Genomic DNA, 12,438 nt, shown 5'->3' with positions numbered 1-12,438 from the left:
CAGTCTTAAGCATAGTAAGTAAAACGAGAAACCACCAAACTGCGTGAAAATATTCAGAATTTTGGCTGGTTATCCAAATCTGTGTGGCGCATCGCGCAGACGGGAGAGCCATGCTGTCGGCGTATTCTCGTCCTCCAGCAAAGCAATAATATAACCATGTGGCAGGGCGCGGCCCAACACTTCTTTTGCGGCGATGCCCTGGGCGTTGGAATCAAATTTGATCAACAGGCCGTCTTCTTGCGGTGTGATACTTTTAAAACGAATCCCGTTGGCGTCAAGATGATGCCAGACGGAAAAACCGTCAGGTATGCCAACGCCCCGGGAGACAGGGTGGATAGTCAGGGTTGATTCCTGTTGCTGCGCCGCCAGCCATAGCCAGATCAGCGCGCACAAAAAAACAGAACCGCCCAGCAGCCAGCTAATCCGGTATCGGGAGAGGCTTTTTATGGCCATCATCAGCTCCGGCTTCTGTATTTTTTCTTCCACAGGACCACTAACGAGCCGATTAAACCAAATACCAGCAGCACGACCGGCAGCAGCATCAGGCAGGACATCAGCTGATCCTCATATTTGAGGAACACCGGGGTTTTACCCAGCAGGTAACCCAGGGAAGTCAGAATCAGAACCCACAGCAGACCGCTCATCCAGTTAAAGAACTGGAAGCGGGCATTGCTCAGACCCGAAAGTCCGGCAATAGTCGGCAGCAGCGTACGAACGAAGGCGATAAAACGGCCCATCAACAGGGCGGAGAGCCCGTGTTTATGAAACAGGTGATGCGCGCGCTGGTGGTAGTGGGAAGGCAAATGTGAAAGCCAGTTTTGCACAATCCGCGTATTGCCGAGCCAGCGGCCCTGAATATAGCTGAGCCAACACCCCAGGCTGGCTGCCGTCGTCAGCAGAAGCAGGGTTTCCGGAAAACCCATTGCGCCTTTAGCGATCAGAACGCCGACCAGCACCAGCAGGCTGTCGCCGGGTAAAAAGGCGGCGGGAAGCAGGCCGTTTTCAAGGAATAAAATCATAAATAAGGCAAAATAAAGCATGCCAATCATGGAGGGATTCGCGAGGGTCTCGTAGTCCTGGCTCCATAAAGCATTCAACAATTGGGTTAATAGTTCCATTCACGATTCCTGGTACAGCGGTTAACGTTATGCCTGAACGCAGTGTGTATAGCGATATAGATTCTTATTCGATTAGGGTCGCTGTCGGTGCGTTCTGAACGGTTCCCTGTTAAAAGTGAAATCAGCGCAAGCTCGCTTCAGAACGTCAAAATGCATCTAATTGTAACAAATGCACTGAGTTTACGTCAGAAAAATTGCAGTCAGATGCTGGTTGATTTTGCTGATTGCGGCGGCGGGTGGCGAGTGTCTTTACACAGGCTGACACTATATATGTTTGCTTACCCTGGCTGGGTTGCGGGCAGGCGCTGGCCGCCTGCCTGAAATGAAGATAACCGCTTATTTTGCGCCGTTGGCGGCGGTATCGAGGTGAACGACCGGATTTTCTGCAAACAGATAGCGGTCGGCATTGAATTCAAAATCGTCGCTGGTTTCGTTGAACAACATCAGCTTAGTGTTCTCCAGGTGCTGCCACATGGCCAGTTTCGCCGCGTGCGGATCTTTGCGAATCAGCGCCTTCAGAATTTGGTCATGATCGTCGCACCAGTTATCCACCGTGCGCAGGTCGATATGGTCATGGAGCTTTTTCCAGTACGGGTTATGCACGCGCTGGGTCCACATTTTTTCAACAATAGCGGCTAATGCCGTATTTTGCGTCGCCAGGGCCACCTGGACGTGAAACTGGAGATCCCATTCCGAATCGCGGAAACATTTCTCTTTACGCGCCTTCTCCTGAATCTCCATCAGCTTCATGATGTCCTGCTTGGTTACCTGAGTGGCGGCGAATTCGGCAATATTGCTTTCAATCAGCTGACGCGCCTGCAGCAGCTCAAAGGGACCGTAGCTGGCGAACTCCAGGGTTTCATCAACCGCCTGCTGATGCTTCGGATGATTGGAGATGACGTGGATGCCGGAGCCCTTGCGTACCTCCACATAGCCTTCCACTTCCAGCATGATAATGGCTTCGCGAACCACGGTGCGGCTGACGCTCTTTTCATCGGCGATAAAACGCTCTGCAGGCAGCTTATCGCCCACAAGGTAGACACCTTGTTCAATGCGCGCCTTCAGCTCGGCAGCAAGCTGCTGATACAAACGACGCGGTTCTGTGATTTCCATATTCACTCCCGGAAGATGGCGACAATATTGGATTTGTTATACCACTTTTACCCGCATCTCACCACATTAAGGCATGAAAAAGCCGCCTTCGAAGAGGCGGCCTGGTCAACCTTTCTCACTATATCAGGGCTAGTTTTGCGTCGCCGGCTTAGTCGTTTTGAGCGGTGGGGCGTCGTCATCGGCCGACTTGTTCTTCAGAACGGTCCAGATGACAAGGGCGCCCAGCAGATCGAAGACCGCCAGTACGGCGAACAGCGGGCTGAAACCGATGGTATCCGCCAGAGCGCCAACCACTAGGGCGAACATGGTGCTCGCCATCCAGGCCGCCATACCGGTCAGGCCGTTTGCCGTAGCCACTTCGTTACGGCCAAATACGTCAGAAGAGAGCGTAATCAGCGCACCGGACAGCGCCTGGTGTGCAAAGCCGCCGACGCACAGCAGGGCGATAGCCACGAACGGGCTGGTAAACAGGCCGATCATCCCCGGGCCAATCATCAGCAGTGCGCCCATGGTCACGACCATTTTACGCGACACAATCAGGTTAACCCCAAACCAGCGCTGGAACAGCGGCGGCAGATAGCCGCCAACAATGCAGCCCAGGTCGGCAAACAGCATTGGCATCCACGCGAACATGGCGATTTCTTTCAGGTTAAAGCCATAGACTTTAAACATGAACAGCGGGATCCAGGCATTGAAGGTCCCCCAGGCTGGCTCGGCCAGGAAGCGCGGCAGGGCGATGCCCCAGAACTGGCGGTTGCGCAGGATCTGCCACGGCGACATTTTCTTGCTGTTGTTGGTCTGGTGCTGTGATTCCTGACCGCCGATGATGTAGTCTCGCTCTTCGGTGGTTAATTTTTTCTGGTCGCGGGGGTGTTTATAGAAGACCAGCCATGCCATTGCCCAGATAAAGCTTAAGACACCGGAGATAATGAACGCCATCTGCCAGCTGTGCATTACAATCGCCCAGACCACCAGCGGCGGGGCGATCATCGCGCCGATTGAAGAGCCGACGTTGAAGTAACCCACGGCAATAGAACGTTCTCTTGCCGGGAACCATTCGGAGCTGGCCTTCAGGCCTGCCGGGATCATCGCCGCTTCCGCTGCGCCGACCGCGCCACGAGCCAGCGCTAATCCGCCCCAACTGCCCGCCAGCGCCGTTGAACCACAGAAAACGGCCCACGCGATAGCGAAGAAGGCATAGCCGATCTTCGTGCCCAGTACATCAAGGACGTAGCCCGCCACCGGCTGCATGACGGTATAAGCAGCTGAATAGGCTGCGATGATATAGGAATACTGTTGGGTGGAGATGTGTAACTCTTCCATCAGAGTTGGCGCAGCCGCAGCCACAGTGTTACGTGTCAGGTAACCCAGCACGGTGCCCATTGTCACCAGTGCGATCATGTACCAACGTAACCCTTTAATTTTACGCATGTAAAACCTCATCGTTTGTTATATCTCCGCAGCGCGTGCGGCCATCTTCAAACCCTGTAGCAGGGTTGAGAAGGAGAAACGGAGGGCCCAGCAGGGAAAACCCATATGGCCCGAACCTTGCCATTAATTGTTTTGCTCAATTCGGTATCCATACCGGTCAATGCGATGTAATGAATCATCGCCAGTACATTCCTGTGGTTTATATGTTGCGACGGCAGAAAGATAACTTGTCATACAACTTTAAAGGTTGAGTACTGTCACAAAAGTGGGAAAGTTTATGGGGGTATTATTTCTTGCGAGCAAAGCCAGTACTGGCGCGGCTTGCGCAAGGGTTTACGCCAGAAAGGGGACTTTTTTTGTCAGCGTTTATTGATCTAACTCACGAAAAAGATTTCGGCCTGTGTAAATTGGTGTGATAACTTTGTCAGCATGATCGTCAATCATCTGAAGGGCTCCTCAATGGGGCGAAGAGGAAATGAAAATGACACCATTTATGACCGAAGATTTTCTGCTTGATACCGAGTTTGCCCGCCGTTTGTACCACGACTACGCCAAAGACCAGCCGATTTTCGACTATCACTGCCACCTGCCGCCGCAGCAGATTGCCGAAAATTATCGCTTTCAAAATCTGTATGACATCTGGCTGAAAGGCGACCACTACAAATGGCGCGCGATGCGCACCAATGGCGTGGCCGAGCGCCTGTGTACCGGCGATGCCTCGGACCGCGAGAAGTTTGACGCATGGGCGGCAACCGTACCGCATACGATCGGCAACCCGCTTTATCACTGGACACATCTGGAGCTGCGCCGCCCGTTTGGTATTACTGGTAAGCTGCTCTCCCCGTCCACCGCGGATGAAATCTGGAATCAGTGTAACGATCTGCTGGCCCAGCAGAGCTTCTCCGCCCGCGGCATCATGACGCAAATGAACGTGAAAATGGTCGGCACCACCGATGATCCGATTGATTCGCTGGAACATCATGCGGCGGTGGCGAAAGATACGACCTTCACCACCAAAGTGCTGCCAAGCTGGCGTCCGGATAAAGCGTTCAACATTGAGCAGGCGACGTTTAACGACTATATGGCGAAGCTGGGTGAAGTCTCGGATACCGATATCCGTCGCTTTGCCGATCTGCAGGCTGCGCTGATGAAACGTCTGGATCACTTCGCCGCGCACGGCTGTAAAGTCTCGGATCATGCGCTGGATGTGGTGCTGTTTGCCGAAGCCAGCGAAGCCGAACTCGATAGCATCCTTGCTCGCCGCCTGGCCGGTTCAGCGTTGAATGAGCATGAAATTGCGCAGTTTAAAACGGCCGTGCTGGTCTTCCTCGGCGCAGAATACGCCCGTCGTGGCTGGGTGCAGCAGTATCACATTGGCGCGCTGCGCAACAATAACCAGCGTCAGTTCAAACTGTTAGGGCCGGATGTTGGCTTTGATTCCATCAACGATCGTCCAATGGCGGAAGCGCTGTCCCGTCTGCTGAGCAAGCAGAATGAAGAAAACCTGCTGCCGAAAACCATTCTTTACTGCCTGAATCCGCGCGATAACGAAGTGCTGGGTACGATGATCGGCAACTTCCAGGGAGAAGGGATGCCGGGCAAGATGCAGTTCGGATCCGGCTGGTGGTTCAACGATCAGAAAGACGGCATGGAACGTCAGCTGACCCAGCTGGCTCAGCTTGGTCTGCTCAGCCGTTTCGTCGGCATGCTGACCGACAGCCGCAGCTTCTTGTCCTACACCCGTCATGAGTATTTCCGCCGCATTCTGTGCCAGATGATCGGCCGCTGGGTTGCCGCGGGCGAAGCGCCGGCGGATATTCAACTGCTCGGCGAGATGGTGAAAAATATCTGCTTTAACAATGCGCGTGATTACTTCGCGATTGAACTGAATTAAGACCAGAGGCCGGTTGTTATGCAATACATTAAAATCCACTCGCAGGATAACGTTGCTGTCGCGTTAGCAGATATGGCGGCGGGTACCCAGGTCACCATTGATGATGATGCGGTTACCTTAAGCCAGGACGTGGTACGTGGTCATAAGTTCGCGCTACGCGCGATTGCGAAGGGAGAAAACGTCATCAAGTATGGTCTGCCCATTGGTCATGCGCTGGCGGATATTGCGCCTGGGGAGCATATTCATGCCCATAATACGCGAACCAACCTGAGCGACCTTGACGAGTATCGCTATCAACCGGATCTTGCCGGGCCGTCGGCGCAGCCGGCCGACCGCGACGTGCAGCTCTATCGTCGTGCTAACGGTGAGGTCGGGGTGCGCAATGAACTCTGGATCCTGCCGACCGTCGGCTGTGTCAACGGTATCGCCCGTCAGATTCAGAACCGGTTTCTGAAAGAGACCAACGAAGCGGAAGGCACCGATGGCGTCTTCCTCTTCAGTCACACTTACGGCTGCTCGCAGCTGGGGGATGATCACATCAATACCCGTACCATGTTGCAAAACATGGTGCGTCACCCGAACGCCGGGGCCGTGCTGGTGATTGGCCTCGGTTGCGAGAACAACCAGGTCGACGCGTTCCGCGAAACCCTCGGCGAGTTCGATCCGCAGCGCGTTCACTTTATGATCTGCCAGAAGCAGGACGACGAAGTGGAAGCGGGAGTGGAGCATCTGCATCAGCTTTATGAGGTGATGCGTCACGACAGACGTGAGCCAGGCAAACTGAGCGAGCTGAAGTTTGGCCTCGAGTGCGGCGGTTCGGACGGCCTGTCGGGGATTACCGCGAACCCGATGCTGGGACGCTTCTCGGATTACCTGATAGCCAACGGTGGCACCACCGTACTGACGGAAGTCCCGGAAATGTTCGGCGCCGAGCAGCTGCTGATGAGCCACTGCCGCGATGAAAAGACCTTCGACAAGCTGGTGACGATGGTCAATGACTTTAAACAGTACTTCATTGCGCATAACCAGCCGATTTACGAGAACCCGTCGCCGGGGAATAAGGCGGGCGGGATCACCACGCTGGAGGATAAGTCGCTGGGCTGTACGCAGAAAGCGGGCTCCAGCGAGGTGGTGGATGTCCTGCGCTATGGCGAACGTTTAAAAGTGCATGGCCTCAACCTACTGAGCGCGCCGGGCAACGATGCGGTGGCCACCAGTGCGCTGGCCGGTGCGGGCTGTCATATGGTGCTGTTCAGCACCGGTCGCGGCACGCCTTACGGCGGTTTCGTGCCGACGGTGAAAATCTCGACCAACAGCGAGCTGGCGGCGAAAAAGAAACACTGGATCGATTTCGACGCCGGCCAACTGATTCACGGTAAAGCGATGCCTCAACTGCTGGAAGAGTTCGTGGATACCCTCGTTGATATCGTCAATGGCAAACCGACCTGCAATGAGCGTAATGACTTCCGTGAGCTGGCTATCTTTAAGAGTGGCGTAACGTTGTAGGAACCCGCTATTATCCCCTGCCGTTGCCCCTGGTCTGTTGAGGGTAGCATTATCGTTGCTGTTAAAAACGGCGTTTCATAATATGGAGCGCCGTTTGTTTGTGTATTTCCTGATAAGGACTTCCCATGACCGCGTATTGGCTGGCCCAGGGCGTTGGCGTCATCGCCTTTCTGATCGGTATCACCACTTTTATCAATCGCGACGAGCGTCGATTTAAACTACAGCTGGCGGTCTATAGCGCAACCATCGGCGTGCACTTCTTTTTGATGGGAGCGTACCCGGCGGGGATAAGCGCCGAGCTGAATACCATACGAACCCTTGTCTCGATGCGTACCCGTAAGCTCTGGGTGATGGCCGTTTTTATTGTGCTCACGCTGGTGTTTGGACTGGCAAAAATCCAGCATGCGATGGAACTATTGCCCATTATTGCGACGCTTGCCAGCACCTGGGCACTCTTTCGCTGTCGGGGGCTGACCGTTCGCTGTGTGATGTGGTGTGCGACCGCCTGCTGGGTTATGCATAACTTCTGGCTGGGGTCGATCGGCGGCACGCTAATTGAAGGGAGCTTTCTGGTGATGAACGGCCTGAATATCGTGCGCTTCCGGCGGATGCAAAAGCGTGGTATCGATCCGTTTAAAGTGGAAAGGAGCGTGCAGGAAGAGACCCCTCCTGCGCGCTAAATGCGGCGGTTTTGTCCGCCATCGTCCATATTTGCCAGGCCTGCGGGAGCAACGCGCCGGGTGAAAACGGTCTCCCCTGGCCATGTTGTCGCTGATTACCGCTGTTTTTGCTTGTCGTGTTGCTGATTGACCCAGGCGTTAATCAGCAGCGTCAGCGCCAGAATACCGCCAACCACGCCGAGCGAGACGCCAATCGGGATATGGTAGACGTCGACGATCAGCATCTTGATACCGATAAAGACCAGAATGATCGACAGACCATATTTCAGCATGGAGAAGCGCTCTGCGACGCCAGCCAGCAGGAAGTACATGGCGCGCAGGCCGAGGATCGCGAACAGGTTCGACGTCAGCACGATAAACGGATCGGTGGTGACGGCGAAGATTGCCGGGATACTATCGACCGCGAAAATCACGTCGCTCAGTTCGACCAGGATCAGCACCAGCAGCAGCGGCGTGGCGAACAGGACGCCGTTTTGCCGCGTAAAGAAGCGCTCGCCTTCAATCTTATCGGTCATCCGCAGGTGGCTGCGGATCCAGCGTACCAGCGGTTTGTCGCCGATGTCGGCATCATCCTCTTTCGCCAGCGCCATCTTCACGCCGGTAAACAGCAGGAAAGCGCCGAAGAGATAGAGCAACCACTCGAACTGGGAAATGAGCCAGCTGCCGCCAAAGATCATTCCCGTACGCAGCACGATCGCGCCCAGTACGCCATAAACCAGTACCCGGCGCTGCAGCGCAGGCGGCACGGAGAAGTAGCTGAATAGCATCAGCCAGACAAAGACATTGTCTACGGCCAGCGCTTTTTCAATCAGATAGCCGGTAAGGAAGGCCAGCGCCTGCGGATCGGCGACGGCGCGGCCTGCGGTTTGCGCCAGATACCACCAGAAAGCGGCGTTAAAGAGAAGGGAGAGCGTGACCCAGAGAATTGACCAACCCGCGGCCTGTTTCATGGTCATGCCATGCGCCCCACGCCGTCCCTGAAGAAGCAGATCGATGGCTAACATGATCACCACGACCACGGCGAATCCGCCCCATAACAACGGTGTGCCGACAGTATTCATTACTTAATTCCTTACATAAAAACAAAACGGCTGACGTCGGAAGACGGCAGCCGTTGCGTGTTTATGCATAGACCTCGCCTTCCGGCAAGGTCTCACTTACAACAATAAAAGAACCGCGCGATAACGGCAGGACCTTTTATTATTGCCCGGCGACCGGATGCGGCTTTGCACGCATCGTAATGACGATCCACCGGCAAGGAAGTTACTCCCCTTTGCAGGTAACAAAATATGACAAGGGATAAATGGCGTCAATGGTGGCTGACGCTCCCTTTACACTCTTTTACGCCACCTGCGGATTATCCGCCGGGAATACGACGCCGGTCTGGCGACGTATTTCACTCAGCAGCTTCGCCGTAATACGGCTGACTTCCAGCCCCGGGTGAACAACCTGGTTGTTCTCCACCAGACGCGCAAACTCTTCTGCCTCGTACAGCATGGTATTGATATGCTGCGGCTGCGTCAGATCCTGAGCCTTCCCGCCGCGTGGGATGAAACAGATCTTCTGGCACTCGGAGATTTTTTCGATCGTCAGCGCACCGGCTTCGCCCTGAATTTCGCTTGGCAGCGTGGAGTCGCTCACTTTGGAGTGGTGCAGGGTGACGTCAAAATCGGCGTAGTTCAGGATCACGCTACCCTGGGCATCAACGCCGCTGTCCAGCAGGCTGGCGCTGGCGTGAACCGCGCGCGGCTCGCCCCACAGCGCCACCGCCGAGGCCAGACAATAGAAACCGATATCCATAATCGAGCCGTTCGAGAAGGCCGGGTTGAAGGTGTTCGGGTTCTCACCGTCGAGATAGCGCTGATAGCGGGAGGAGTACTGGCAGTAGTTGATAAACGCTTTATGCAGTTTACCCACCTTGCCGAGCGACTGTTGCAGCAGCAGAAAATTCGGCAGGCTGGCGGTCTTGAAGGCTTCGAACAGCACCACCTGGTTTTCGCGAGCGATACGGATAGCGTCTTCGACTTCCCGCAGGTTTGAAGCCAGCGGTTTTTCGCAAATTACGTGCTTTTTATGGCTCAGAAATAGCTTTGTTTGCGGGAAGTGCAGGGAGTTCGGGCTGGCAATGTACACCGCGTCGATGGCATCGCTTTGCGCCAGCTCGTCCAGCGAGGTAAACAGCTGTTCGACGGGATAATCGCTGGCAAAGGCCTGCGCTTGTTCAAGACTACGGGAGTAAATGGCGGTGAGTTTATACTTGCCCGTTTCATGGGCGGCATCGACAAACTGTTTTGTTATCCAGTTTGTGCCAACAACAGCGAAACGTATCATAAACGTTAACGAACTCCGTTAAAGGGGACCTTGGGCCACTCTAACATGCCATCATGACAAAACCAGTGCGCGACTACGCAGAACGATTTAACGAAAGATGCGTCAGCCACAGACGGGTATCGAACTCCAGCTGGTGGTACTGCGGCTCCATATAGCAACACAGTTGATAGAAGGCCTTGTTGTGATCCTTCTCTTTAAGGTGCGCCAGCTCATGCACCACGATCATGCGTAAAAATGCCTCCGGCGCATCGCGGAACACCGTCGCCACCCGGATTTCGGCTTTCGCTTTCAGCTTACCACCCTGAACCCGCGAAATGGCGGTATGCAGGCCGAGCGCGTTATTCAGGACGTGGATCTTACTGTCGTACATCACCTTATTGACCGGCGCCGCGCCGCGCAAATAGCGGGTTTTCAGATCCTGGGTGTATTGATACAGCGCCTTATCGTTATTGACGTCATGGCCTTCCGGGTAGCGTTTCTGCAGGACCGCCCCCAGGCGCTGTTCGGCAATCAATGTGCGGACCTGAGAAAGTAAATTCTCCGGATAGCCCTGCAGGTAAGTGAGTTGACTCATGACGGCTCCAGATAAAAGATCTTCACATCCTCCTTCAGGCTGCATCGGCGCATCTTGAATGATTTTGTGTATAAAAAGGGTATACTCACGCACCCTTTCAGGGATAACGCCGAAATTTTACCACTCAGGAGGGCCGATGAGCCACTTAGACAACGGTTTCCGTTCACTGACACTAAAACGTTTTCCAGAAACGGATGACGTTAACCCGCTACTGGCGTGGGAAGCGGCGGATGAATATCTGCTGCAGCAGTTGGATGACACGGAGATTAACGGCCCGGTCCTGATTTTCAACGATACCTTTGGCGCACTGAGCTGCGCGCTGGCGGAGCATACGCCGTTTAGCATCGGCGACTCTTATCTCACCGAGCTCGCCACGCGTGAGAATTTACGCCATAACGATATTGCGGAATCCAGCGTCAAGTTTCTCGACAGCACTGCGGAGTATCCGTCGGCGCCAGGCGTTGTCCTGATGAAAGTGCCGAAAACGCTGGCCTTGCTCGAGCAGCAGCTGCGCGCGCTGCGCCAGGTCGTGACGCCGCAAACCCGCATTATCGCCGGCGCAAAGGCGCGAGATATTCATACTTCTACGCTGGATCTGTTTGAGAAAGTGCTGGGGCCGACCACCACCACTCTGGCCTGGAAGAAAGCCCGACTGATCAACTGTACTTTCAGTAAGCCAGAACTTGCCGATGCGCCGCAGACGCTGAGCTGGAAGCTGGAGGGGACCGACTGGACCATTCACAACCACGCGAACGTGTTCTCCCGCACCGGGCTGGATATCGGCGCGCGATTCTTTATCGAACACCTGCCGGCAGATCTTGAAGGCGAGATTGTCGATCTGGGCTGTGGTAACGGAGTGATTGGCCTGACGCTGCTGGAGAAGAACCCGCAGGCTAACGTGGTGTTCGTCGATGAGTCGCCGATGGCCGTCGCCTCCAGTCGCCTGAACGTGGAGACCAACATGTCCGAGGCGCTGGATCGCTGCGAGTTTATGATTAATAACGCGCTGTCCGGCGTTGAGCCTTTCCGCTTCAACGCCGTGTTGTGCAACCCGCCGTTCCACCAGAAACACGCGTTAACCGATAATATCGCCTGGGAGATGTTCCACCACGCGCGCCGCTGCCTGAAGATCAACGGTGAGCTGTATATTGTGGCCAACCGCCATCTGGATTATTTCCACAAGCTGAAGAAAATTTTCGGTAATTGCGCCACCGTCGCTACCAACAATAAATTTGTGGTGTTGAAAGCGGTGAAACTGCGTAAGTTGCGCTAATCGCAGACCGCCAGGACACCCCGGCTGGCGGCGTTCGCCTTAGCCGGGCTACTCATCTCACGTCGCTCGCACATGTAGCCCGGGCAAGCGCAGCGCCCCCGGGAAATCCCGTTAAATCTCCAGCACATGTAGCCCGGGCAAGCGCAGCGCCCCGGGGAAATCCCGTTAAATCTCCAGCACATGTAGCCCGGGTAAGCGCAGCGCCCCCGGGGAAATCCTGTTAAATCTCCAGCACATGTAGCCCGGGCAAGCGCAGCGCCCCGGGGAAATCCCGTTAAATCTCCAGCACATGTAGCCCGGGCAAGCGCAGCGCCCCCGGGAAATCCCGTTAAATCTCCAGCACATGTAGCCCGGGCAAGCGCAGCGCCCCGGGGAAATCCTGTTAAATCTCCAGCACATGTAGCCCGGGTAAGCGCAGCGCCCCCGGGGAAATCCTGTTAAATCTCCAGCACATGTAGCCCGGGCAAGCGCAGCGCCCCGGGGAAATCCCGTTAAATCTCCAGCACATGTAGCCCGGG

At 55.1% G+C, this 12,438-nt stretch carries 11 protein-coding genes; 4 read left to right on the top strand and 7 right to left on the bottom strand.

All coding sequences use genetic code 11. From position 1 onward, the window contains the following. Positions 1-69: 69 nt before the first annotated feature. The 4 genes from mzrA to CWM52_RS18840 form a co-directional block, all read right to left on the bottom strand. On the bottom strand, positions 70-453 hold the full coding sequence (gene mzrA / locus CWM52_RS18855; protein WP_100685505.1) for an EnvZ/OmpR regulon moderator MzrA: 384 nt from the start codon (positions 451-453) through the stop codon (positions 70-72). A gap of 2 nt (positions 454-455) precedes the next feature. Next, the gene (yqjA, locus tag CWM52_RS18850; protein ID WP_100685504.1) at positions 456-1,118 is read right to left on the bottom strand and encodes a DedA family general envelope maintenance protein YqjA; all 663 of its coding nucleotides are present in this window, start codon (positions 1,116-1,118) and stop codon (positions 456-458) included. A 336-nt stretch (positions 1,119-1,454) separates the two neighbouring features. Continuing rightward, complete coding sequence (exuR, locus tag CWM52_RS18845; RefSeq protein ID WP_100685503.1) at positions 1,455-2,231, bottom strand: transcriptional regulator ExuR; 777 nt, start codon at positions 2,229-2,231, stop codon at positions 1,455-1,457. Between the two features lie 129 nt (positions 2,232-2,360). Beyond that, the gene (locus CWM52_RS18840) at positions 2,361-3,662 is read right to left on the bottom strand and encodes an MFS transporter (protein WP_100685502.1); all 1,302 of its coding nucleotides are present in this window, start codon (positions 3,660-3,662) and stop codon (positions 2,361-2,363) included. Positions 3,663-4,143: 481 nt separating this feature from the next. On the opposite strand from CWM52_RS18840, the gene uxaC reads away from it, so the two are divergent. The 3 genes from uxaC (at position 4,144) to CWM52_RS18825 (ending at position 7,742) form a co-directional block, all read left to right on the top strand. Next, positions 4,144-5,556, top strand: coding sequence for a glucuronate isomerase (gene uxaC / locus CWM52_RS18835; protein ID WP_100685501.1), 1,413 nt, complete (start codon positions 4,144-4,146; stop codon positions 5,554-5,556). 18 nt (positions 5,557-5,574) lie between these two features. Further along, positions 5,575-7,062: a UxaA family hydrolase gene (locus CWM52_RS18830; protein WP_100685500.1), complete on the top strand. Its 1,488-nt coding sequence runs from the start codon at positions 5,575-5,577 to the stop codon at positions 7,060-7,062. 125 nt (positions 7,063-7,187) lie between these two features. Continuing rightward, positions 7,188-7,742 (top strand): YgjV family protein, encoded by a 555-nt coding sequence (locus CWM52_RS18825; RefSeq protein ID WP_100685499.1) that lies wholly within the window; start codon positions 7,188-7,190, stop codon positions 7,740-7,742. A gap of 95 nt (positions 7,743-7,837) precedes the next feature. Here the strand turns inward: CWM52_RS18825 and CWM52_RS18820 are convergent, their stop codons facing one another. The 3 genes from CWM52_RS18820 to CWM52_RS18810 all read right to left on the bottom strand — a co-directional run bounded on the left by CWM52_RS18820 (position 7,838) and on the right by CWM52_RS18810 (position 10,647). Then, the gene (locus tag CWM52_RS18820) at positions 7,838-8,803 is read right to left on the bottom strand and encodes a TerC family protein (RefSeq protein ID WP_100685498.1); all 966 of its coding nucleotides are present in this window, start codon (positions 8,801-8,803) and stop codon (positions 7,838-7,840) included. 280 nt (positions 8,804-9,083) lie between these two features. Continuing rightward, positions 9,084-10,073, bottom strand: a complete 990-nt coding sequence (locus CWM52_RS18815; RefSeq protein WP_100685497.1) for a Gfo/Idh/MocA family protein — start codon at positions 10,071-10,073, stop codon at positions 9,084-9,086. A gap of 73 nt (positions 10,074-10,146) precedes the next feature. Continuing rightward, entirely contained in the window at positions 10,147-10,647 is a 501-nt protein-coding gene (locus CWM52_RS18810) for a M48 family metallopeptidase (RefSeq protein ID WP_100685496.1), read from the bottom strand. Between the two features lie 136 nt (positions 10,648-10,783). Here CWM52_RS18810 and rlmG point away from each other — a divergent pair, with 136 nt between their 5' ends. Then, entirely contained in the window at positions 10,784-11,920 is a 1,137-nt protein-coding gene (gene rlmG, locus CWM52_RS18805; RefSeq protein ID WP_100685495.1) for a 23S rRNA (guanine(1835)-N(2))-methyltransferase RlmG, read from the top strand. Positions 11,921-12,438 lie beyond the last annotated feature (518 nt).

This window comes from Raoultella sp. T31 (genome assembly GCF_002806725.1).
Lineage (GTDB): Bacteria > Pseudomonadota > Gammaproteobacteria > Enterobacterales > Enterobacteriaceae > Klebsiella > Klebsiella electrica.
The sequence above is the reverse complement of the archived record's forward strand: the minus strand, read 5'-3'. Positions and strand labels throughout refer to the sequence as shown.

Coding starts and splice junctions, on each gene's coding strand:
- mzrA (WP_100685505.1), bottom strand. CDS start 453: ATGGCCATAAAAAGCCTCTCCCGATACCGGATTAGCTGGCTGCTGGGC.
- yqjA (WP_100685504.1), bottom strand. CDS start 1,118: ATGGAACTATTAACCCAATTGTTGAATGCTTTATGGAGCCAGGACTAC.
- exuR (WP_100685503.1), bottom strand. CDS start 2,231: ATGGAAATCACAGAACCGCGTCGTTTGTATCAGCAGCTTGCTGCCGAG.
- CWM52_RS18840 (WP_100685502.1), bottom strand. CDS start 3,662: ATGCGTAAAATTAAAGGGTTACGTTGGTACATGATCGCACTGGTGACA.
- uxaC (WP_100685501.1), top strand. CDS start 4,144: ATGACACCATTTATGACCGAAGATTTTCTGCTTGATACCGAGTTTGCC.
- CWM52_RS18830 (WP_100685500.1), top strand. CDS start 5,575: ATGCAATACATTAAAATCCACTCGCAGGATAACGTTGCTGTCGCGTTA.
- CWM52_RS18825 (WP_100685499.1), top strand. CDS start 7,188: ATGACCGCGTATTGGCTGGCCCAGGGCGTTGGCGTCATCGCCTTTCTG.
- CWM52_RS18820 (WP_100685498.1), bottom strand. CDS start 8,803: ATGAATACTGTCGGCACACCGTTGTTATGGGGCGGATTCGCCGTGGTC.
- CWM52_RS18815 (WP_100685497.1), bottom strand. CDS start 10,073: ATGATACGTTTCGCTGTTGTTGGCACAAACTGGATAACAAAACAGTTT.
- CWM52_RS18810 (WP_100685496.1), bottom strand. CDS start 10,647: ATGAGTCAACTCACTTACCTGCAGGGCTATCCGGAGAATTTACTTTCT.
- rlmG (WP_100685495.1), top strand. CDS start 10,784: ATGAGCCACTTAGACAACGGTTTCCGTTCACTGACACTAAAACGTTTT.